This is a genomic window from Rufibacter glacialis (assembly GCF_008271745.1).
Lineage (GTDB): Bacteria > Bacteroidota > Bacteroidia > Cytophagales > Hymenobacteraceae > Nibribacter > Nibribacter glacialis.
This window is the reverse complement of the sequence record NZ_VKKZ01000022.1, coordinates 210,747-233,131: the sequence shown is the minus strand read 5'-3', so window position 1 is coordinate 233,131 and position 22,385 is coordinate 210,747. Positions and strand designations below refer to the sequence as shown.

18 protein-coding genes are annotated in these 22,385 nt (G+C 42.8%); 3 read left to right on the top strand and 15 right to left on the bottom strand.

From position 1 onward, the window contains the following. Nucleotide 1 precedes the first annotated feature (1 nt). The 14 genes from FOE74_RS14845 to FOE74_RS14780 form a co-directional block, all read right to left on the bottom strand. Nucleotides 2-835 (bottom strand): hypothetical protein, encoded by an 834-nt coding sequence (locus FOE74_RS14845; RefSeq protein WP_149099413.1) that lies wholly within the window; start codon nucleotides 833-835, stop codon nucleotides 2-4. After that, nucleotides 832-1,596 carry a rhamnan synthesis F family protein gene (locus FOE74_RS14840; protein ID WP_149099412.1) on the bottom strand — a complete coding sequence of 255 codons (765 nt, stop codon included), beginning with the start codon at nucleotides 1,594-1,596 and terminating at the stop codon, nucleotides 832-834. The genes FOE74_RS14845 and FOE74_RS14840 overlap by 4 nt, the downstream gene beginning before the upstream one ends. 73 nt (nucleotides 1,597-1,669) lie before the next feature. After that, the gene (locus tag FOE74_RS14835) at nucleotides 1,670-2,596 is read right to left on the bottom strand and encodes a glycosyltransferase family 2 protein (RefSeq protein WP_149099411.1); all 927 of its coding nucleotides are present in this window, start codon (nucleotides 2,594-2,596) and stop codon (nucleotides 1,670-1,672) included. After that, nucleotides 2,589-3,695, bottom strand: a complete 1,107-nt coding sequence (locus FOE74_RS14830) for a DegT/DnrJ/EryC1/StrS family aminotransferase (RefSeq protein ID WP_149099410.1) — start codon at nucleotides 3,693-3,695, stop codon at nucleotides 2,589-2,591. Before FOE74_RS14830 ends, FOE74_RS14835 begins: the two co-directional genes overlap by 8 nt. A gap of 11 nt (nucleotides 3,696-3,706) precedes the next feature. Beyond that, the gene (locus FOE74_RS14825; RefSeq protein ID WP_149099409.1) at nucleotides 3,707-4,717 is read right to left on the bottom strand and encodes a 3-oxoacyl-ACP synthase III family protein; all 1,011 of its coding nucleotides are present in this window, start codon (nucleotides 4,715-4,717) and stop codon (nucleotides 3,707-3,709) included. Continuing rightward, entirely contained in the window at nucleotides 4,717-4,950 is a 234-nt protein-coding gene (locus FOE74_RS14820) for an acyl carrier protein (RefSeq protein WP_149099408.1), read from the bottom strand. The genes FOE74_RS14825 and FOE74_RS14820 overlap by 1 nt, the downstream gene beginning before the upstream one ends. Further along, nucleotides 4,940-5,461, bottom strand: a complete 522-nt coding sequence (locus FOE74_RS14815; RefSeq protein ID WP_149099407.1) for a GNAT family N-acetyltransferase — start codon at nucleotides 5,459-5,461, stop codon at nucleotides 4,940-4,942. The genes FOE74_RS14820 and FOE74_RS14815 overlap by 11 nt, the downstream gene beginning before the upstream one ends. Then, a complete protein-coding gene (locus FOE74_RS14810; RefSeq protein ID WP_149099406.1) occupies nucleotides 5,458-5,877 on the bottom strand; it encodes a sugar 3,4-ketoisomerase in 420 nt (139 codons plus the stop codon). Before FOE74_RS14810 ends, FOE74_RS14815 begins: the two co-directional genes overlap by 4 nt. Beyond that, nucleotides 5,867-6,280 (bottom strand): sugar 3,4-ketoisomerase, encoded by a 414-nt coding sequence (locus FOE74_RS14805; RefSeq protein WP_149099405.1) that lies wholly within the window; start codon nucleotides 6,278-6,280, stop codon nucleotides 5,867-5,869. The genes FOE74_RS14810 and FOE74_RS14805 overlap by 11 nt, the downstream gene beginning before the upstream one ends. 166 nt (nucleotides 6,281-6,446) lie before the next feature. Beyond that, complete coding sequence (locus tag FOE74_RS14800) at nucleotides 6,447-9,497, bottom strand: acyltransferase family protein (protein WP_149099404.1); 3,051 nt, start codon at nucleotides 9,495-9,497, stop codon at nucleotides 6,447-6,449. Nucleotides 9,498-9,644: 147 nt separating this feature from the next. After that, nucleotides 9,645-12,938: a glycosyltransferase gene (locus FOE74_RS14795; RefSeq protein ID WP_149099403.1), complete on the bottom strand. Its 3,294-nt coding sequence runs from the start codon at nucleotides 12,936-12,938 to the stop codon at nucleotides 9,645-9,647. A 93-nt stretch (nucleotides 12,939-13,031) separates the two neighbouring features. Next, entirely contained in the window at nucleotides 13,032-13,403 is a 372-nt protein-coding gene (locus FOE74_RS14790) for a hypothetical protein (protein WP_149099402.1), read from the bottom strand. A gap of 28 nt (nucleotides 13,404-13,431) precedes the next feature. Further along, complete coding sequence (locus FOE74_RS14785; RefSeq protein ID WP_149099401.1) at nucleotides 13,432-14,556, bottom strand: glycosyltransferase; 1,125 nt, start codon at nucleotides 14,554-14,556, stop codon at nucleotides 13,432-13,434. A gap of 349 nt (nucleotides 14,557-14,905) precedes the next feature. Next, on the bottom strand, nucleotides 14,906-15,742 hold the full coding sequence (locus FOE74_RS14780) for a glycosyltransferase (protein WP_149099400.1): 837 nt from the start codon (nucleotides 15,740-15,742) through the stop codon (nucleotides 14,906-14,908). A gap of 254 nt (nucleotides 15,743-15,996) precedes the next feature. On the opposite strand from FOE74_RS14780, the gene FOE74_RS14775 reads away from it, so the two are divergent. The 3 genes from FOE74_RS14775 to FOE74_RS14765 all read left to right on the top strand — a co-directional run bounded on the left by FOE74_RS14775 (nucleotide 15,997) and on the right by FOE74_RS14765 (nucleotide 21,431). Continuing rightward, nucleotides 15,997-16,761, top strand: a complete 765-nt coding sequence (locus tag FOE74_RS14775) for an oxygenase MpaB family protein (RefSeq protein ID WP_149099399.1) — start codon at nucleotides 15,997-15,999, stop codon at nucleotides 16,759-16,761. A gap of 369 nt (nucleotides 16,762-17,130) precedes the next feature. Beyond that, the gene (locus FOE74_RS14770) at nucleotides 17,131-18,111 is read left to right on the top strand and encodes a TIGR03885 family FMN-dependent LLM class oxidoreductase (protein WP_149099398.1); all 981 of its coding nucleotides are present in this window, start codon (nucleotides 17,131-17,133) and stop codon (nucleotides 18,109-18,111) included. Between the two features lie 494 nt (nucleotides 18,112-18,605). Then, complete coding sequence (locus FOE74_RS14765; RefSeq protein WP_149099397.1) at nucleotides 18,606-21,431, top strand: M16 family metallopeptidase; 2,826 nt, start codon at nucleotides 18,606-18,608, stop codon at nucleotides 21,429-21,431. 256 nt (nucleotides 21,432-21,687) lie between these two features. Here FOE74_RS14765 and FOE74_RS21780 read toward each other — a convergent pair whose 3' ends face one another. Further along, entirely contained in the window at nucleotides 21,688-22,302 is a 615-nt protein-coding gene (locus FOE74_RS21780) for a YqaE/Pmp3 family membrane protein (protein ID WP_317131766.1), read from the bottom strand. Nucleotides 22,303-22,385 lie beyond the last annotated feature (83 nt).

The window sequence follows — 22,385 nt, the reverse complement described above, 5'->3', positions numbered from 1 at the left end:
TTTACGCTCTTTTTCCTGTAATATATTTGATGACATGGCCCACTCGCTTAAACCAGGTTGGAAGAATCTCATACTCGTGGTCATAATACTCTTGCAATAGTTTCCCCTGATGGTTCTCCTTTAAAAATTTATTATAAGTTTTTTCATTACATAGACACTCAGTAAGGTATTGGACTTGGCTTTGAAGGTTTTCAACCTCCTTTTGCAAATTCACCTTCAAAACAAATAGCTTAAATAGTTGAGGGTTACTCTTAACTATATTATCTTCTTGTCTTTCCACCTCATGAATAAATTCTGGCAAATCCTTTAAAGTATATAGTTGTGCTCCTAAAAAGAAGTTGCTCTCATTTAACCAATCTCGTCCAGATATAATTTTCTGAATCTCATCGAATTTTTCACTACCTAAATTCCTGATGTCTGTAAAGTCAATGTAGTTATACAAAGTTAAACGATTACAGATGACTCTACCAAATCCTTGTTCTTTTGATAATTTATCTAAGAAACTAAAAGTTACATCATATTCCTTATCATTAATTGACAATATATTGACTACAGGGTTACCACTTGCCAACTTGTATTTTGAAAGGAAGAAGAAAGCAGCAATATCAAAAGGTGAATGCTTCAGGAGGCTCTCAGACCCTATTTTAAGAGTAAGGGAAAACTTGACATCTAACTGGCTCTCACTAATGATCTTATACAGTTCTTTAATTTTATCTAAATTGTATTGATCGATCAAAAATGATACATATAGATCTTGGGATAAAGAGCCTAGTCCATAATCCACCAGTTCTGATGGATCTTTCAGAATGATGCAAAGGTCATCAATGAGTTTCATACTTCTTTGATGTGGTACCCTTGAGAGGTGACGATCCACGATAAAAGCCTTTCCCAAGAATGCGTAATTGTACCTGCCTCATTGTCTAATATATTCCCTTCTTCTAAACTTGCCCTTATCTCCAGAGGATGAAAACGCTGGAAAAACTTTGTTATGATGTCAGATCTTACCCAAAACATAGTGCCGGCCACATAGGCTAAGTCTATTGGGTAAACATCATATTTCTTTTGTAACTGAGAAAGTAACCTACCATTATTGCTTTCAAAGTACCCTGGCGAACTAGCTTCCTTCATTACAGATCCTCTTGATGCGATTATGCCAATCTTATTGTTTCTTTCAAAAGAGTTTATAATCTCATCAACTAAAGTAGGTTCAACAATTCTAATAAGATTATCAAACCACTTGCTTCCATTAACTAAGTGAGGACTTTTTTTGTCATGGATAAAAACTATGTATTTGGTTTTTATACCTAATCTTAAGTAAGTATCTAATAAAACAAACTTACCTCCAATGTCTTTCCCTACGTTGGTTGACCTTCTAAAGACCACATTTTGGCTGGGTATGAAATCGAAATCTGTGATTGCAGTATCATTGCACATCCCATTATGAATCACTGAGTTAAGGAATAATTGAAAAGGATACTTTTCATTCAAAGGATGTATCTGTTCCTGAAAGCTATCCACTCCATAAAAGCAATGTACCATTATAGAAAATATGGGTGCCCCTTTCATTAAGAAATTGGAAGATAAATAAAATTTCAATATCCATCAGTTAAACTAAGCTTTCCTTAAATGAAAAAAAGCCTTAAGCAAGCATCATGACTAGCCTTGACGTTTAGTAAACTTTTTCAACTACGAATAGAGGCCTTTCTCTACTTGCATCAAGACCGCGCCAAACGTATTCTCCTAATATTCCTATAGCTATCATTTGAAAGGAAGACACAAACAATACCACTACCATAAGCGCAGACCAACCCTCTACATCTATAAAGCCCATAAAACGAGAGATCATAATGTATAACCCGTAAATGAAAGCCCCTAACCCAAGCCCTATTCCGATTACAGAGATAGCTCGAATAGGGAAAAATGAAAATGAGAGTAATGAGTCGATTAAAAGCTTAATCTTTTTCTGTAGAGTCCACCTTGACTTTCCAATCTCTCGCTTCTTCCTTACATAGGGTATGTTTATGTAGGCGTACCCCATCCAAGTCATAAGATAAAAGATGTTGCTATTACGCTCCTTCATCTTAACAACCTCTTCCCTTATCTGTCTATCAAAGAAAACATAGTCAAAGCCTCCATCAGGGATATTCTTAAGGGCGATTTTTTTCATAATGGAATGGAAGGTATTGGAGAAGAATTTCTGAACAGGCGATTCTTCCCTATCCATTCTGTTCCCAATTACCAACTTGAATCCCTGCTTCCAATAGTTATACATTTGAACCATCAATTCAGGTGGGTCTTGCAAATCTGCTGCAATGATAACCGTACAATCACCGCTTGCTACCTCCATGCCTGCTACAACCGCATTATAGGAACCAACATTCCCTGCCAGTTTTAACACCTTAACCTTACTTGGATACAGTTTCTTAAATTTTAGTAGTTCTTGGAGGGTATTATCTCCTGAACCGTCATCAACAAAAATATACTCAAACTCAACCTCTTCATCAAAAAGGCTTTCACTAGATATTAATTCTTTTGTTGTGGCAGGTATATTCTGTTCATTGAAGTAACAAGGAATTACTATGGAAAGCTTAGTCATGAAAGAATTCTTCAATACTACTACATACTGTTTCTACCTCCTCTTTGGTCATACCAGGCCACAAGGGCAAGCTCAGGCAGGTATTTGCTATATCTTCTGCTATTGGGAAGTCTCCTTTCTTGTATCCTAAATATTTGTAAGCTTCCTGCAGGTGGGGTGGCACCGGGTAATGGATGACCGTGCCTATCCCTTTCCTTTGAAGAAATTGTTGTAATTCGTCCCGCTTTGTTGTACGTACCATATAGATATGGTAGACGTGTGTTGCACCATTGGTTAAAACGGGTGTATTAAGTTGATGCACGTCAGCCAAGCATCTATTATAATGGTCTGCCAAGTTTTTTCTCTGTTCAGTCCACTCAAGCAAATAAGGTAATTTCACACTTAATATGGCCGCCTGAAGCTCATCCAACCTAGAGTTAACGCCCTTGACCTCGTTGTAATACTTCTTATGAGACCCATAATTTCGGAAAGAAGTAATTTTCTTAGATATCTCCTCATCATTGGTGGTGATGGCGCCCGCATCTCCCAAGGCTCCAAGATTTTTCCCAGGGTAGAAGCTGGTCCCATTGGCATGACCAAAACTCCCGGTCTTCCTTCCGTTATACAAGGCCCCCTGTGCCTGTGCGTTGTCCTCCACAACATACAGATTGTGCTTCTTTGAGATTGCCATTATAGCGTCCATTTCACACGCCTGGCCATATAAATGGACAGGAATTATGGCTTTGGTTCTGGAAGTAATAGCAGCTTCTATTTTAGCTGGGTCAATATTATAGGTAGCTATATTAGGTTCTACGGGCACCAAGGTGGCCCCTACGTATGACACGGCCAGCCAAGTGGCGATGTATGTGTTTGACGGGACAATCACCTCATCCCCCTCGCCTATCCCTAGCACCTTCAACGAAATCTGCAGCGCATCCAACCCATTGGCCACCCCTATGCAACTAGCGGTATCATTGAAAATGGCGTATTCCCTCTCAAATTGCTTAACGTAGTCGCCTAAGATGTACCATTTGGAGTCAAATACGCCCTGCATTGCCTCAAGTACCTGATCCCGGATCAATGCATTCTGGGAATTAAAGGATAAAAAAGGTATTTGCATATTTGAATAAGTTAAAACTGTAAAATAGTTGCGCCCATGGAAAGGCCCACCCCGAACCCGGCCAACAGCACTTTGTCGCCTTTTTTAATTCTGCCCTGTCTCATTGCCTCCCTAAGTGCGATCGGGATGGTGGAGGAGACCGTATTCCCGCAATCCTCCAGGTAAACAAAGAATTTTTCTTCGGGAATACCCGCCCTTTTCCGGATGGTGTTCAGCATGAACTGGTTAGCTTGATGAAAAACAAATAGGTCAATTTCCTCCATTGACAACTCATGCTTAACTAAGGTGTCTTTTACCAGTTTGGGAACATTAAATGCGGTGAACTCAAAGATAGCCCCACCATCCATGTAGAGGTCATCCCCATCAGGTTCTAGGCCCTCAACCAAGTTGTTCCGCACGAAGTTCGTCCTAGCGCCGCCATTTTTCACAATCAATGAGCTGGCGCCGGATCCGTCTGTTCCATACACAAACTCAAGAATCTCGCCACCCAAAGATTCACCGTCTTCTTCACCTGTTACTAGTGTGGCAGCAGCCGCATCCCCGAACAGGGTTTTATTGCTCTTGTCAGAGGGGTGAATAAACTTAGTGTATGTTTCAGAGGTTATCAGTAGAACGTTCTTGGCCTGTTTTGTGGCAATAAGACCTTTGGCCATACCAAGCCCATAGATGTACCCCGAACAGCCCAAATTGAAGTCAAGGGCGCCGCACTGTTTGCTTAACCCCAACCTATCCTGCACCAGGCACGCGGTTGTGGGGAGGAAATAGTCGGGGCTCTGGGTGCAAAGCAATATGAAATCTATGCTCTGTGGATCAATACCATGGGCTGAGAACAGATCCAGGGCGGCCCTGACAGCCATATCGCTGGCGAATTCATCCTTGGCGGCAATATGGCGGCGGAAGATACCCGTTTTGGCGGCTATCTTCTCAATAGTCCATTCCGGGTGCTCGGCAGCGATTTGCTGATTGTCCAGGACGTGGTCAGGGAGATAGTATTCGATATACTTTGCTCTGGCACTACCCATTACCCTTGCTTTAGGCTTACCTTGTCATAAACCTCCTGTACCGTGTTACATTGCTTCAATTCCTCGGCAGTGAAGGATACTTGGTAGTCATCCTGTATCATCACCAGAATCGACATACCCGTGAGGGAATCCCAGGTAGGAAGGTCCCGGAACCGTGTATCCATTCCTACCGTGATCTCATCTGCGTCAATGAACTGTTCCCGGAAATTGTCTATAAAGGCTTTAGCTTCCATTTTCGATTATGTTTAAGATCTTTCTTTTACTGTTCTTGTAAGCACTGAGCTCTAACTCAAAGTAATAGTTTTCTTCATCCTCCCTGACCAACTCAGGCTTATACATCCGGTGGTACCGGAGCACCGCCTTGTTTTCCTTGCTTACCGTGAACCTGCAGACCCGGAAGCCTAACCGGTCATAGGCAAAATCCCGTACCGCAATGTCCACCAGCACCGGAATAGACTCGTCGATACCCTTCATGAAGACCCAGCTTCCCAATTCGAAACTTTCGCCCTTGAAGTTGTAGATCCTTGCCAGGCCAAGTCTCTTACCCTTGAGGTCCTCGGCAATGAAGTAATACTCCCTCCTTTCGGCCTCCCTCTCCTTATAACTCCTAACCCAAGCCTTCTGCTCCTCAACGTCAGGGGAGGTACCGCTGAGGTACTTATTGTCCCTCAACTGCACGATAAACTCAGAATCCTCCTCCTCTACCAGCCTCATCGTAAAATTTTCCAGCTTCAACTCCATCATGCCAGCCTTAACTTAAAATCAGAATAGTCTCTTATGTAGTCAGCTTCAGCATAGGTGTGGGAAGCTAAGACCAAGCAGATGGCCCCGGAGGAGAAGTTTATCTCGGAGGCCCAAATCATGGGCGGAATGTGCAACCCGTAATAGGGTCTGTTCAAGCTTACAATTTTCTTGTTATACCCATCGTCCAGAAGAACCTCGAAACTACCACTTGCTGCAACCAGGAACTGGTGACACTCCTTATGGGCGTGTGCCCCCCTTGATTCTCCCCCGGGTATGTCATACAGATAGAAGATACGTTTCACATCGAACGGAACGTCCACCGAGTTATGCACAGGCGTTATATTACCTGCCCGGAAATTGATTCTCTGCAGCTCGATCACTGAGCAGCCATAGATACCCAGCCCCCTATTTACCATTTTTTGTATTTAAAAACACCCCGTAATCGCGTTCGTAATCTGACTCGGCAAACACTGTAGATGAAACCATCAATGCAAGAGAGTTCGTCGAGAAATTTTCCATATGCCTCCAAATTAGTTGGGGAATATACAGGCCATAATAAGAACGGTTAAGGGAAAACACCTTTTTATTGACCCCGTCATCCAAGACAACGTCAAAACTGCCGGATAGAGCAATAATGACCTCCTGATTAGTTTTGAAAGAATGGCCACCTCTCTTTTCTCCCCCAGGTACATCATAGATCCAGTAGGTCCTTTCAATGTGAAATGGAAAATGCTTGTTCTCCTCCAAAAATGAAAGATTACCCCTTGGATCAAGTATCTTAGGAAAATCAATTATACCGCATTCATTTAAAGTAGCCACTTAATAAAAATACAATCTAAAAAGTTAAAATAAAGATTAGTTACATCTATAGATGTATGCTATGAATATAACATTCAAAAAAATCAAGGTTAATTATATTCTTTTATGAGAGAAGAATATTTTACATGCTCGTTTAATTATCTAATTAAAGACTACTTTTTAAAGACTACTTTTTTATAACCTCTAACCTTACAAAAGGGAAGGATAAAATGCGCAAATCAGGTGATGCATCTATACGTTCAGAAGTAATATCAATTTTTTTGATTGAATCAGAATTGTTCATTAGAAATAAGAAATAAAAAGTATCTCCACTTCTCATAAACATTCTAGGTTTATAAATTTTATTATTGCTACCAACAATTTTCAACTCAGGGCTAACATTTTTGCAAATAGGAGGCATAAATGTATCCAGCTTTAATATCACACTATCTTTGACTGAAATTGTGGAATCTAGGCCAATGGAAGCTTCACCATTCGTCCACCTAAGATTACCTTCAAGATTATAAAAACCTTCAGTTTTATGAAGTGGTAAACTTTCTGAGGTTACTATAAAAGCACTTTCTCTAACCTTCGGCTTTAAGAAAACCTTTTCGGCTTCTAAATCTATAGCTGCAATCAAATTGCCTTGATCATCAAATTGCCATCTTTCATCATATCTTGTTTTCAAAGTATCAGAAGGGCTAATAAATTTAACAAGATCTGTTCTAACTCCATTTTGGAATGAAGGGTTAGTATTCACTACGTCAAAATGAGCAAATTTAGCATTGGAGAAAACTCTTAATGCTTCTGGATGTGAAAATGGATGAAATGGAAAGGAAATGCCTTGAATAATTATCTTTTGAGGAGTGCTAGAAGCTTCTAATCTTCCTATCTGCTTATCAAGACTTTTTAATAGGTTTCGCTGGGTACCTTCCTGAATCAGAACCCAAGTATTATCTAAATCGCTGTATTTATTTTTATTGAATACGGGGCTTAGAAGACACAGTACAACAACAGCAATCGAAAAACCTTTAGCTTTATCTTTTTCAAAAAGAACTACAGGTAAAATTAACAAAGGCAAGTAAAACAAATATGCACCATTGAAGGAGTAACCTTTGAAATGATGATTTGGCAGAATAGCATTAGGCACCCATGACAAACCAGTTGCTATTATACATCCTGCTAATAAATACAGTAGTTTTATTCGATTAGAGTTTTTTGATTTGATTACCAGGAATAGAATCAATATCGCTACTATAATGTTAACAATGTTAATTGATTCATTTGCATACCTAAGCCACTCCGGAATCACCAACATAGGATTTAAACTTATGTGGTAATCTGAGTTTACTTCTGCGTCAGGATTAATGAATGATGATTTTACTAGAATATTAATAGCAAATGCAATTACCAAAGCACTACCAGTTGCAATCATTGGAATGAAAGCATTAAATGCATGTTTTCTCCGGTAATAAATAAACCAAAGAAAAGCTGATGATAACCCTACTAATCCATAAGTTTCTTTACTCAAAAATGCCAAGAAACAAAATACAAATAGACTTATATTTGCAAAGGTTATTGAATCTTCATACTTAAAAAAATATACAAGGGCTCCAATTAGTAGAAAAAAGTATGATAACTGAGAACCTATATCTTGAGCATAAAATATATAGAAATAGGGTTGAGAAAACAACAGAAAGCAGTACAGTATAAAGAATAGCAAAAACAACTTGGTAATTGGAATCTTGAATATGTATTTAAGTAAAAGAGCACCCAAAGCTGTATTAATACATACTAAAGCAATAACACAAGCAATACTTCCTTGTATTCCTGTGTATCCTATTATTTTCATGAATGTTATATGAACCGGTCTTGGCCAAGTTAACAATCCAGAAAAAGAATAAACGTCCAAGCTTGAGTTGGCTACAGCTGCAGGTATGTAATAATCCGAATGAAGTGGATATAATGGGCTATAATAACCAGGAAAGACAAACTTTAACACAAGAGCGTGAATAACTGCCGCTACTAATGTAAAAGATATCAAAAATATAAATTTAGAAGATTTGAGTTTCTTTATATCAATTCCTAAAACTCTATCATTAAAAAAGATTTGTTGAGTTTGTGGTATGTTTTCAATTTGAACTTTAGATTTTTTGTTTATAAAATTTATAAAATCGGTTACCCTTATCTCATTACCAAGCTTAATAAACCTCTTTTCTACAAATTGCCATGAAAATACCCCAAACCCAATGGCTAATAATGATGAAATAACCTGATGGCTATGGACTCCCATTTCTGGAAAAACAGCATGAAGACATTGTTGAATTACAAAGCCATAAATATACACCCCAAAAGATGCATCAAATGGAAGCTTTATTTTTTGTACAACATAGGGCAATGAAGCAACAACAACTGTCATATAGAACAATGCTATATAGAATACAAATTGAAAAACAATTGAATCCTTGAGCAGAATAATAAGCAACAGGAACAAAATGGAGTAGGGAATCCCTACTTGTATATTTTCTTTGTTGACAGCAAATAGAGCACCAATACTAAAGCAACCAGGCAGTAAATGTGCTTCTGGGTTCTGCGAGAAGAAGCCAGGTAGATATAATGGAGCAAAGAATGATACACCAATAATAATAGTAAAGAAGATATTTGAATTTACTTTGTTCCTAAGAAATCCTAAACCATAAAAAACGGCTAAATATAAATAGCACAAAATTTCATAAGAGAGAGTCCATAGTGATCCGTTCAGACCAAACTTGCTCTCTGTAAAAACACCTGATAATTTCCACCGGATATTGTATAAGAAAAGGTTATCGCTTATATACCTCCAAGTTTCTGACATTGAGAAGTATTCAATTAAAGGCAAATGCGTAAACAAAGGCCCAATCATGAATACTGAGATCAATAAACAAACAAGCAGTCCAGGAAAAATCCGCAATGCTCTCTTTAATAGAAAGCTAAATGGATCTGGTTTTGCTATAATGCTATTTGTCACCAATAAGCCACTTAAAAAGAAAAAAAACTTTACTGCTAATGAACCAGAATAGTCAAAATGCAGAAAATTAAGTACTATATCTTGATAGGGAGGTTCAGGTGAAATGGAATAGGAATGCCCTATTATAACAGCTAAGGCCGCAAACAATCTTAGTATATCAAAATTGTTTTCTCCTCTTTTTAAAACGTCTTTTAAATTCTTCTGGGAATACATTAAAACAAAAACTAACATAAAAACACCTACAGATTCGTATAGAATTCTTGTAAAGCGCTACCTACTAAACCATTGATATTATAAAGGCATAAGCCTTGCTCTATCTCTTCGTTACTTTCAATACAGAATTAATTTAAGAGTTGGCAAACTTAGAAGCTATCTTACTTAAGTAGCCATGGTTAATATATCTTTAAGCACTTCTTTAGCTGCATCCTTGAAAAAGTATTCCCTGATATAATTTGTTTCAAGATTACTAAGCTTAACAAGCTTTTCATTAGATAAATAATATTCTATTACTTGTTCAGAAAGCTGTACAGGATTATTAGCAGGTACAATAAAAGACACATCCCCTGGTAATCCATCTATTCCTTCAGATGTAGTTACTAGAGGAACTCCATAGTGCATAGCTTCCACCAATTTACCTTTTACTCCTGCTCCATATCGTAGTGGCACTACAACTAACTTTACCTCCTTGTAGGTGCGCTCTAACTCTTCATCGCTTACAAAGCCCTTAAAGATGACATCTTCATTAGCTAGCTGTTTTACCTGCTCTGGAGGGTTAGAGCCAATTATGATGAATTTCGCATCTGGTATTTGTTGCTTCACCAAAGGCCATACCTCTTTTACAAACCATATTACTCCATCCACATTGGGCATGTGCCCAAAGCCTCCTACAAATAATATGTCTTTTCTTGATGCAAAGTCAACAACAGGTTCATTTAGGGTATTGTAAATAAAAGGTCTTATGACCTGTACATTGTAGTTGGGGTTCAAAGCACCAATAATTTTCTTTTCTTCTTCGCTGGGAGTTAGAATTACATCACTATGGTCAAAAAGGTATGTCTCTGTTTCTTTCCATTTATTGGCTCCTTTTAGAATAGAAGGATCCTTCTCCAGTTCATATCTTTTCTGCTCACGCAGGTAATGAAGATCATGGCCATAATATAAAATCAAGGCTTTTGAATGTTGTTTGATGAATTCAATATACTTGATGGAGATATGAGGCCTATTCAAATAAACGTAATCAAATTTATCACTATTATCTTTAAACCACTGTTGCCAATTGTCTCGGTACCAAGGACCATACAATACTTCAATACTCATTTGCTGAAGTACTGTGGTGTAAGGTTCATGCTGATAGAAATTGTCTCCTAAGAACTTTACATTGAACCCCATGTTCACGAGGAGCTCTAAGTAACCAAAAGTGGTTCTTGAACCAGCATCTTTATCAAACTGGGGCACGTAGTGGTCAATCATTAATATGGTCTTCTTCCCCTTACTTCTATCGCGCGCCCAGAATACATTCTCAGCATTTGGGAATTGATCTTTCTGCAAGACCAGTATCCACTTTTCAAAAAACTTAGTATTATTTATTTTTTGATATTCCTTGATAGAACTAATTGCACTTTGCTCTCGGTCATTACCATGTGAATACCCTTCATAATGAATCACCTCAGATAAAGGCTGATACACTACTTTGAAACCTTTCTTTCTAATGGCAAAAGCCAAGTCTGAATCCTCACAATAGGCCGGAGTATATCTAATATCAAATCCCCCAAGTTCCTTCCATAATTCAGACCTGATAATAATACTGGCTCCAGAAACATAGTCAACCTCCTTCACATAGTTGAATTCAGGCGCATCTGGATCTTGTTTATGGCCATAATTCCAGCCAGAAGCATCATCCCAGATTATGCCACCTGCTTCTTGCAATCTCCCATTTGGGTAGATAAGTTTAGAGCCAGCCAACCCAATGGTAATATCACGTTCCATTAGGTCTGTTAATGCCGTCAGCCAGCCTTCTTTTACCTCAGTATCATTATTGAGGAAAATCAAGTACTTGCCTTTGGCAAATGTGGCTGCATGGTTACAATTCTGCAAGAAACCTAAATTCACCTCGTTGCGTACTGAAACGAGGTTTTCTATGTAAGAATCAATCTCCTTCGTCTCATCTGTGGAGCAGTCATCCCCAATGATCACCTCATAGCTTACCCCTAAGGAGTTTCTCTGAATAGCCTTAATGCACCTATAATTCATTTCCCAAGCATTATAAACTGGAATAATTATGGACACTAATGGTTGGGCGTATTTTGGCAACGTGATGGGATCATAGGAGACAACATCAGGCTCTTTGAGCAAAGAAGTTGGGGCCGATAATTCGGTAGTGTTAGTTGAAGCCATAATTCTGGAGGAACTCTCAGTCTTACCTCTAAGTTTATTCACTACCTTCTTGACAAGTTTGTACCTTTTAGTGTCTTCTTTGAGTAACCTCCCTTTTACCCCATAGTAAAGACTTAGTAGCTTCCAGCCTTCTGAAACATAAATTTCATTTAATCTTCCATTTAAATTGTCTATCTGGTTATATAGGCTGTGTAATTTCTGCTTTTGAGACGTTATTATATTGTCTTTATCTTCTAATTCTTGTTGTAAAGATGTGTTTTTTGAAGTAGCATTCTGTATTCCTTCTTGTAGTTGTAGAATGCTTTTCCCCAGTTCGGTTAGTTTTTCAAGTTGAAGGTCATTGGCTGCCTTCGCATTGCTTAACTCTAAAGACTTTTTTTGATTCTCCGACTGCAATGCCAGCACATAGGCTGCCTTCAGCTCCAGTTCCTCTTGCATTGAAAGTATAAGGTTATCCTTTTCTGCTATATGCTTGTCAAGCGATTTACCCCATGCTCCTAACTCTAAGATGTGTGCTTCTTTCTCGACAATTGTATCTGTGATTTCCAGGTAATCCTTGCCAGTATTAAATACAACTGAAGACAACTGCAGTGCCTCTTGTTGTACAATATTACTACAAACAGAGAGTAGATACTTCTTTGAACTTGATGGTGAGTGTAAGTCCAAATCACATACTTTAACCTGATTTAGCTGGGTAGAACCGACTGGAGTAATAGCACTGATAATTTCAAAGCCTTGACTAAAAAATTCTATGTTAGTAAAATATCGACTTAAAAAACGCTGAAACTCTTCTGCATTAAATTCCTTAATATGGAATTCATTGACATAATTGTACCGTTCAGAATAATTCGCTCTATCTGGTGTAGAAATAATTAAACTTCCATTATTCCTTAAAACTCTTTTTACTTCCTGCAGAAAGGCATGCTGCGTGGGTTCATCTACGTGTTCAATGGTTTCAAAAGAAACCACAACATCAATGGAATTATCTGGGAGTGGAATTTTAGCAACAGACCCTGTTAAAAAACGAAGATTAGTGTTATGACTGCTATAGGTTTGGGTAGCGTATTCTATGCTAATTGAGTCAATATCGATTCCAATAACTGTGCGAGCATTTTTGGCAAATAGCGCTGAGCCATAGCCTACGCCGCACGCAATATCTAGTACATCTTTATTGTTGACAAACCCGACACAAGTCTCATATCGGTGTAAATGCTCTATCCCGATTTCATCGGTTAATAATTCTGTTGTAGGAACAAACCTTTCCCCTGTAAACTCCACGGTGATACCTTAAAAGATAAAAGATTAAAATCTGGCTCACAAGGAGCACCTTAAAACCATGACTTATATATTAAAAATAGTGTGCCTTATTATTCAAAACAGCCTTTTTAAAACCTTTTCTTTGATAGTGCCCAGAAAGCTTCTTTTCTCATAGGTACGTTTATACCATTCTATGTCCTGCTGCTTGCGCACAATTTCACTGATTAACTTCTTATTCAGCTGTTTATTTCCTTCATTATTCTTTTCTACAGAAGCTACTTTTTCTTTCAACTCTTCTACAAGTTGCTTTTGTCCTGCTAAGGCGCATTTCAGTTCCATTATCTCCATGTTCTTCTCCTCAAGTATTTCCTGTTTATTAGAAAGCTCTTGCAGCAGTTGCTTTTGGATACTATCAAGGGAACTATGTATCTCTTCAAGTGGATCTTTGGGGGAGATATAATCTTGTAATAGTAAGGTTTTTCTCATATCAATATTCTATCTAATATTCAAGCGCTCACGTGGTCAGAGCCATTATAACTCTCTTTTCTTGCTTATTAAAAATCTTATAAGCAGACCTGTATTCTTTGAAATTTAAACCAACGTTAAATTTTGTCTCACAAACACCAAAGGAGTAATCACCCATCACTCCTAGCATTTCCTGATTATTATAGTAATTCAAGATTTTAACAATAGCCTCCACCTCGTTTTTAAAGTAGTCCCCATTTAACCCGGTTTTAATAATATCTGAGTTGCCCACACAATCACTCAGAAGTACTGGTTTTTTCAATGCTAATGCTTCCAGCACACTAAAAGAAAGTCCTTCAAAGAGTGAAGTAGAGATAAAGACATCTGCCTGAGCTACCAATTCTTTGGCGACTTCCGGGGTTTGCCAACCTGTAACCGTAATGTTTTTGGATGATAAAGCAGTTCGTTCTTTGCCATCACCCGCCCAAATAAATTCTATTTGATCATAATCCTCAAAAAAAGCAGCAATGGTGTTGAAGAGTGTTGGGTTCTTTTGCTCCTCAATACGACCTGTGGTTATCACCTGGAATTTCTCTTTCTTTTTCCTAGGGAAAGGAGAATAAGGTATTTCAGGTAGGACAACCCCATTATTTATATAAGTCGCGTTAATGCCAATTTTTTGGTATTCAGCCATTTCTGAGGCGGAACAACAGACTACCTTCCCTCCTACCCCGTTCCCAAACCTTTCAATTTGCTTGAAAATGAAATTTACGAATGGGTTTCCTGCCGAGAGGAAAGGAGCGCCATTTGGAGTGTATACCACATTTTTGATTCCGGCCCACCTGCACGCTAGTCGGCCCAAAAGACCGCTCTTAGAGGAATGTAAATGCACCGCATCTACAAAGCCCCTGTTTTTGAGTCTTTTTAAAATGTAATGGAGTTCAGTTAGCGCAGAAAAGTCTTTGAAAGGATGAATGGACCTCTGGGCAGATTTCCACCGGATAAACCGTACATTCTGCTTTGGGAAGGTCTTTTTGACATCTTTGGCAGACATCACCTGTTTCCGTTCACCATGTACAATGATGTGGAGATCCTCTGGCATGGTCTCCGTCAGCGACTTCACGAAAACGGCAACCCCAGAGGCAAAAGGTTCTATTACGTGTACTATTTTCATGCGCTGGGGAACAGTTGGGGGAGGTACTAAAAGCTACTTTATAAATTTGGTTTGGGAGACACCAAAGTTAGTTATTTTTATATCAGATAAAACTACCAATCCTTCTTTGGCGTCATTTTTTAAAGACTACCTTGTTTCCTTTGTCCAAAAAAGAAGAAACTGGCAACATATATTAATACTTTTTACCTTTTTTTTCAAGAAACTCCTCTATTAATTTAAGTTTATATATTATTCCAAGTTATATTAAATTATCTATTTGGCCTCCTAACAGTTTATTAGTCGATTTTAATTCCTTTTTATTACCAGATCACGAAATTTCTTTCTTTTTTTATATGTATATACATATAATTTAATTCCTTTTGTTTTTGACAAATAACACGAATTGGTACGGCAACCCTCTTAGAATTAAGAGCTTAGCCTTCGCCAACCATTTATAAATAGTACCAATTCCGAACTCATTGACAACCCGATCCCTTCCTATTAATTGAGTTCTTCTGTTCGAGATGGAAAGGCCCTTGGGGTTGATTTCACAGGTAACCAATACCTTGTCTAAAACAGCACCTTTGGTTTGGTGCAGCATGACAAAAAACAGGGCATAATCCTCTACCAGGTGGAAGTTAAGGGGATAAAATCCTGTCTTTTTCAACAATTGTGCCCTAAACATGACCGTGGGATGAATAAAGACATTCCTGAAATGCATCTCAATCAGGATGGCCTCATGCTGGGTGGGGGTGGTATAGAGGTAGCTGAAACCTGATTGGGGGTCGAGGAACTTACACCAAGTCCCCAACAACCCTACCTCCGGGTTCTGATCAAGAAAGGCCACCTGGTCATAAAACCGGTCCTGGTGACAGATGTCAGCACAGTCTAACCTGGCTATATAGCGTACCACTAGGTTGTCCTCTATCCACTGCAGGCCGGTATTCAAAGCCGCAGTAATGCCCACGTTCTTCTCTATCCTGATGACATGGGTGATCATGTCTTTCTGATTCCCCTCAATTCCTTTCAAAACCGGGGTGGTACTACCGTCATCTACCACCACCACGCACAACCGGCCGGGGTAATAGGAAATACTTTCCAAAGACGCTTTCAACCCCTCATGGTTATTGTAGCACGGGATTAAAACGCATACTTCAAATTCAGCAATGGGGGACGTCTGGGTTTCTTTCAAAATAGAACAGTACATTCAAGAAGAGGAAAGGTAGCAGGCTTTACCCTGCTGCTTTTCTCCATTTATTCACCCAAATTTACTGCACTTGGCAGTGGTTCCCAAACGGTGGCAAAGGAAGGCACTAAAGTCCAGCCTGGTTATTTTCCTTCTTTTCTTCCGTTTTCCCTTTTTTACTTCGGAAATCAAAGTAGGGAAGCGTACTGCTAAAAGGGACTACCGTAAAAGACAAAACGCCACAGGGCCTAGGAGCAAAATCAATGGGAGAGGATATGCAATATTTTGTGGAGAAAGATTCTGTGGTTCGGGAGATCTGGGGGAAGGGAGATACCATCCTTTTTATTTTCGCGGGATCTGCGGCGGAATTTGCTCTCAACAAGGCCGTTGACTGGCTTTATTTTACCGGAAGGCTTCCGGCTGACCCCTTAGGCAGGCTTTTCTCTACCGTGGCCTATGCCCGGCAGATTGTGTTTTCCTCTCTGGAGGGCGCCCATAAAACCATAGACAAGATGGCCAGTATCCATGCCGGCGTGGAAGCCAAGCGGGGCATGGCTATTCCTGACTGGGCGTACCGCGATGTCCTGTTCATGTTGATTGATTATTCCATCCGGTCATTTGAGCTGCTGGAACGCAAACTCTCCGTGGAAGAAAAGACGGAGGTATTCGATGTTTTTTACCGGGTGGGGCACCGCATGGGCCTTACCGGTTTACCGGGTACTTTCCAAGAATGGACCCAGATGCGGCAAAGCCATCTTCAGCAAGACCTAGCCTCCAGCCACTACACCCATGATTTGTTCCAGCAATACAAAAAGCACCTGGGCACGCTTCGGTACCGGATCTTGCTCGAAGCCCAGATGATGGTGGTGCCAGACCGGGTAAAGGAGCTGTTGGGCTTCCGGAAAATCTCCCTGTTAACACCACTCTTGCAGGGCTACAAAGTAAGCCGGGCCCTGCAACTGGATTGGTTTCTTAAATCCCTCATCTTACCGGGGGCTTATAAAAAAGAGATTAAGGACCTTGACCAAAGGCCTACTTAAACCGTGTCTGAGGTTAATTGTTTTAGCCTTGTTTTTTGGATTTCAGCAATTAAACCTACCTAGAACGTACCTGAGGATGCCTTCCGCATTTTCATGGAAAACTTGAGTGGCTAAAGCAAAAGAATCCTTTCCCGAAATCAAACCCAGGGGCTCCTTCCGGGAAAACCCCTTCCCCTCCGACCCGTACATCTTCCCAGGAAATTCCAGTGGTTCTTTCCCCCAGCACCTCTCCTACCCTTTCCGGAGAAAGCCGTTGTGATACACTGAAGAACCAAGCTTAGGAGCTTTAGGAGCCTTACACAAATAGGGGCAAACCGAAAAATCACCTATAACACGGGGCGCAAACTACTTCCCCACAGGAACTGAACCATGGAAAACAAAGACGTCAGTATTGGGTACCACGCCTCCCATGAACAATTCAAGCCCAGTCACCTGCTCTCCCTGGTGCAGCAGGCGGAACAGGCCGGTTTTGGCAACATCCTCTCCTCAGACCATTTCTACCCCTGGAGCGAAAACCAAGGGGAAAGCGGATATGCCTGGAGTTGGCTGGGAGCCGCCATGCAAGCCACTTCTTTGCCCTTTGGCGTGGTTTCTGCCCCAGGCCAACGCTACCACCCGGCCATTGCCGCCCAGAAAGTAGCCACTCTCTGCGAGATGTTTCCGCACCGTTTTTTCATAGCCGCGGGCAGCGGACAGTTCCTGAACGAGCGCATCACAGGGCAGAAATGGCCCAACAAACAGGAACGAAATGAACGCCTGAAACTCTGTGTTGACATCATGCGAGCCCTATGGGCAGGAGAAACCGTTTCGCACAAGGGGTTGGTGGAAGTAGAAAACGCCAAACTCTACACCCGCCCCAGCTACACACCTCCGGTTTTGGGAGCCGCCATCACCCCGGAGACCGCGGAGTGGGTGGGGTCCTGGGCAGATGGCCTGATCACCATTTCCCAACCGCCTAAAGAGCTCCAGGCCGTGGTAGATGCCTTCATACGAGGCGGCGGCGAAGGGAAGCCCATGCATTTGAAGGTGCAACTCTCCTATGACCAAACCAAAGAAAAAGCCCGGCAGGGAGCCCATGAGCAGTGGAAGAACAATGTTTTCCCTTCGGCCCTGCTCTCCGAGATTCCCACGGTGAAAGGGTTTGACGCCGCCGGCTCTATGGTAAAGCCCGACGAATTGGAACCGCACGTACGCATCTCTGACAGTGCCCAGGAGCACATAGAATGGCTCGCCAAGGATTTGGAATTAGGATTCACGCACCTCCACCTGCACAACGTGAACCTGCAGCAGGAACAGTATATCCAGTTTTTCGGGGAAAAGGTGCTGCCTGAGCTTTTGAAAAGAAAATAGCCCCTTATTGCCCAACCCTCTCTTTCATTCAACTTGGTAGTTGCCACGGAATACATTAGGAGCGCTAAAACTCTCATGTTCCTGGCGGCAGAACGCCCGGAAGCCGCCGCACCTAATTGGGGCACCGGGTACTAAGTCTGAAAGCCTTGGGAGCTGTGGTTTTCCTAGATTCTATCACCCTTGTTCCTTATCACTCATAGAAACCCACCCTTTCCACATAGGCGGTTCTGGTTTTCAGGGTCGTTTTGTAAAAAGGAACCATAAACAAGTATTGCCTAGGCATGTTTCAGGCACCTTTTCACAAAAACTGCCGCTAAACAACTGCCACTTCACCCACTGATCACAGGATTTCTCTCTCTCCTTAACCTGACAATTGGTTTATTTTGCCAGAAGATAGTTCAAGAGAACTGCTCTGCTACCTTTGTAAAGGAAGAGAAGGGACCTTTACGGCTTGACCTCTTTCCTAGAACATCCAAACAAAAACAGACGATTTCATGCACCTTCCCAAGCACCTTACCTTTCTCTGCCTCATGGCAGTGGCGCTGCTTTCCTGCCAACGGCAAAGCAAATCAAAGACCCCGCCACAGGATTTCCAGGTAGATTTTGAAAAATTCACCTTAGACAACGGATTGACTGTGGTGTTCCATGTAGACAAATCTGACCCGGTGGTGGCCGTGGCCCTGACGAGCCACGTGGGTTCTGCGCGGGAGAAAGAAGGCCGCACCGGTTTTGCGCACTTATTTGAGCACCTGCTGTTCCTGGAATCTGAGAACCTGGGCAAAGGCGGCCTGGACAAGATGAGCGCCCGCATTGGCGGCTCCGGAGCCAATGGCTCTACCAACCGTGACCGCACCAACTATTACCAGACCGTTCCCAATGACGCGCTGGAGAAAATGATCTGGGCCGAGGCCGACAAACTGGGCTTCTTCATCAACACCGTGACCGATCAGGTGTTGGCCAAAGAGAAGCAGGTTGTGAAGAATGAGAAGCGGCAAAGCTATGACAACGCCCCCTATGGCCATACCTCGTACGTGATTGACCAGAACCTGTACCCCAAAGACCACCCCTACCACTGGCAGGTGATCGGGTCGCTGGAAGATTTGCAGAACGCCACCCTTGCAGACGTGAAGGAGTTCTACCGCCGCTGGTACGCCCCCAACAACGTGACGCTGGTGGTTTCCGGTGACTTTGAGCCGGCCCAAGCCAAAGCCTGGGTAGAGAAATATTTCGCGGAGATCAAGAAAGGGGCTGACATACCCAAGCAGGAGAAGCGGCCGGCGGTGCTCAGCCAAACCAAGAAACTCTACCACGAAGACAATTTTGCGCGACTGCCGGAACTCACCATGGCCTGGCCAACCATCCACACGTACCACAAAGATTCTTACGCCCTCAGAACCCTGGCTACTTTATTAACAGATGGTAAGAAAGCGCCCCTCAACAAGCTGATCGTGGACGAGAAGCAATTGGCCGGCCGGATCACCATGTACCAAAGCAGCGCTGAACTGGCAGGGCAACTCATGCTGAGCATCAGGGGATATGAGAAAGTAGACCTGGACCAGATCCATGCCGCGGTAGAAGAGGCTTTTGCCCGCTTTGAGCAGGAAGGATTCTCTGACGAAGACCTGGCCCGGATCAAAGCAGTGCAGGAGGTGAATTTCTACAACAGCCTGTCCAGCGTACAAGGCAAAGGTTTCCAGTTGGCCCAATACCAGATCTTTGCCGGCGACCCGGGCTTCATCAGCAAAGACATCCAGAACATGCTGGCTGTCACGCGCGAAGACGTGATGCGGGTATTTGGGCAGTATATCAAAAACAAGCCGTACGTAGCCACCAGTTTCGTACCCAAAGGCCAGGCCGAACTGGCACTGGCCGGTTCCCAAAAAGCCAGTGTGGTGGAGGAGAAGATCACCGAGGGCGCCGAAGAGAAATTTGATGCCACGGCCTATGCCAGCTACCCCCGCACCCCCTCCAGCTTTGACCGCACCGTGGAACCGCCTTACGGCAAAGCCCCCGAGACCAGAGTGCCCGCCGTTTGGGAGGGAAAATTGAAAAACGGGCTTAAAACGCTGGGCATTGTGGACAGAGAAGTGCCCTTGGTGCAGTTTAACCTGCGCCTGCAGGGAGGCCTGCTTCTGGAAGACTCGGCCAAAGTGGGGGTTTCTAACCTGCTCGCCGAACTTCTCCTGAAAGGCACCAAGAACAAAACCACGGCCCAACTGGAAGAAGCCATTGAGGCTTTGGGGGCCTCCATCAGCGTCAACGCCGGTGAGGAAAGCATCACCGTTTCCGGCAGAACCCTGGCCCGCAACTATGCCCCCACCATGGCGCTGGTGCAGGAGATCCTCTTGGAGCCGCGCTGGGACGAGCAGGAGTTCAAACTGGCCAAGCAACGGGTAGAAAGCCAGATAAAGCAGCAGAAAGCCAATCCTAACGCCATTGCTGAAAACCAATTCCGCAAATTACTCTACGGCCCTGGCCATATCCTTTCCCGGAACATTCTGGGTACCGAAGCCTCTTTGCAGGCCATTTCCTTCCAGGACCTCAAAAACTACTACGCAGCTAACCTCTCTCCTACCCTGGCGGCGTATCAGGTGGTGGGGGCCGTGAGCCAACCAGAGGTTCTCGCTTCATTGAGTGGGTTAGAGCAGAATTGGAAAGCGAAGGAAGTATTTGAGCCCAGATACCCTGCTCCCGCCCCGCCCAAAACAGCCACCGTTTATTTTTATGACGTGCCGGGTGCCAAGCAATCGGTGCTCAGGCTGGGATACCTGGCCTTGCCGGCCACGCATCCGGACTTCTACCCGGCGCAGGTGATGAACTACATTCTGGGCGGGGGTGGCTTTGCCTCCAAGCTTACCCAGCAGCTCCGTGAAGGCAAGGGGTATACCTACGGCATCAGTTCTTCGTTTGGCGGTTCTCAGCTGGCCGGGCCGTTCCAGATCCAGAGCGGGGTGCGCAGCAATGTCACCTTTGAATCAGTGGATCTGATCAAGCAGATCATGCAGAGCTACGGTCCTACCTACTCAGGCCAGGATCTGGACGTTACCAAAGGCTTCCTGGTAAAAAGTAATGCCCGCGCGTTTGAAACCATGGGTGCCAAGCTGGGGATGCTCCACAACATCAGCACCTATGGCCTGCCCGTTGACTACGCCAAACAACGCGAGGCGCTGGTAAAAGAGATGACGGTAGACAAAATTAAAGGGCTGGCGCAGCAGTATGTGAACCCTAACCGCATGTATTACCTGATTGTAGGCGACGCCGCTACCCAACTTAAAAAACTGGAACAATTAGGTTTCGGGAAACCGGTGCTCCTTAACTAAACCCAACTTGTAACTAGCATAAAAGAACGGCCTGTCCCTTAACAAAGGGCAGGCCGTTCTTTTACCACTTACTTTTCTAAATCAGGCTGTAAACCAAGTTAGGCCCTCTTTGGGTTTCATGTGCTGTAGGGGAAACCAATGCCTCTCTTCCCCTTCGGCCCGCCTGGATTATAAAAATGATTAGAGCCTCTAAAACAAAATGCCCTGGCATCTGGTGCCAGGGCATTTTTAAAGTAACCTGAAGAGGAAGGCTTTATCAGATAGAATCTGTCACCACCAAAAGCGCGAAAATCACCCCAGGTATAAAGAACAGCAATGTCAACAGAATACTTATCCAGAACCTGCTTCCCAGACCTTCATGCAGGAATACCGCCAACGGAGGAAGGAGAATAGCCAGGACGATCATTACTATGTCACTTAACGCGTTGGTTTCACGCAGGGCATGTCTCATCTCTTTTCTGAATTCCTTCTTCTCTGCCTTGGTCATGTGCGCCAGGCGGGTTTTGGCGGCTTCCAAGGCAGTGTTTGCTTCCAATTTCTGCACAGGCTGCGTTACCTTGGCCTCAGGTAGGTTGCCGGCCACTTTTTTGGTTTCCAGCAATACAGGTTGGGCTTTTTTGGCAGAGGCTTCCAATACCGGCTCGGCCTTTTTGGCCACCGTTGGGCTGGGCGTTACTGTTACCACCGGCACCGCTTGGGCGGGAACTACGGTTTCTGCGGGCGCCTGCACCGGTTCTGTTTTAGCGATGGCTCTCTGGTAGGTTTCTGGTTTGACAGAGGCGAACCGGTAGTACTCAGTTGAGCTACAGGAAAACAGAAACTGGCCAGCCAGAACCACAAGAACGAACTGGAGTAAACTTTTGAATTTCATAATACATGGGTATTAGGTGAACAAAAACGCCTGTAACGGCTGCTTTGCCCCGGACCGCCAACGTGGCCGGCCTTCGCAAAACA

Excerpts from the sequence above, each read along its gene's own strand:
- FOE74_RS21780 (WP_317131766.1), bottom strand. The coding sequence starts at position 22,302 with ATGAAATTCAAAAGTTTACTCCAGTTCGTTCTTGTGGTTCTGGCTGGC.
- FOE74_RS14780 (WP_149099400.1), bottom strand. The coding sequence starts at position 15,742 with ATGTACTGTTCTATTTTGAAAGAAACCCAGACGTCCCCCATTGCTGAA.
- FOE74_RS14815 (WP_149099407.1), bottom strand. The coding sequence starts at position 5,461 with ATGATGGAGTTGAAGCTGGAAAATTTTACGATGAGGCTGGTAGAGGAG.
- FOE74_RS14845 (WP_149099413.1), bottom strand. The coding sequence starts at position 835 with ATGAAACTCATTGATGACCTTTGCATCATTCTGAAAGATCCATCAGAA.
- FOE74_RS14830 (WP_149099410.1), bottom strand. The coding sequence starts at position 3,695 with ATGCAAATACCTTTTTTATCCTTTAATTCCCAGAATGCATTGATCCGG.
- FOE74_RS14765 (WP_149099397.1), top strand. The coding sequence starts at position 18,606 with ATGCACCTTCCCAAGCACCTTACCTTTCTCTGCCTCATGGCAGTGGCG.
- FOE74_RS14775 (WP_149099399.1), top strand. The coding sequence starts at position 15,997 with ATGCAATATTTTGTGGAGAAAGATTCTGTGGTTCGGGAGATCTGGGGG.
- FOE74_RS14800 (WP_149099404.1), bottom strand. The coding sequence starts at position 9,497 with ATGTTAGTTTTTGTTTTAATGTATTCCCAGAAGAATTTAAAAGACGTT.
- FOE74_RS14790 (WP_149099402.1), bottom strand. The coding sequence starts at position 13,403 with ATGAGAAAAACCTTACTATTACAAGATTATATCTCCCCCAAAGATCCA.
- FOE74_RS14825 (WP_149099409.1), bottom strand. The coding sequence starts at position 4,717 with ATGGGTAGTGCCAGAGCAAAGTATATCGAATACTATCTCCCTGACCAC.
- FOE74_RS14820 (WP_149099408.1), bottom strand. The coding sequence starts at position 4,950 with ATGGAAGCTAAAGCCTTTATAGACAATTTCCGGGAACAGTTCATTGAC.
- FOE74_RS14810 (WP_149099406.1), bottom strand. The coding sequence starts at position 5,877 with ATGGTAAATAGGGGGCTGGGTATCTATGGCTGCTCAGTGATCGAGCTG.
- FOE74_RS14835 (WP_149099411.1), bottom strand. The coding sequence starts at position 2,596 with ATGACTAAGCTTTCCATAGTAATTCCTTGTTACTTCAATGAACAGAAT.
- FOE74_RS14770 (WP_149099398.1), top strand. The coding sequence starts at position 17,131 with ATGGAAAACAAAGACGTCAGTATTGGGTACCACGCCTCCCATGAACAA.
- FOE74_RS14785 (WP_149099401.1), bottom strand. The coding sequence starts at position 14,556 with ATGAAAATAGTACACGTAATAGAACCTTTTGCCTCTGGGGTTGCCGTT.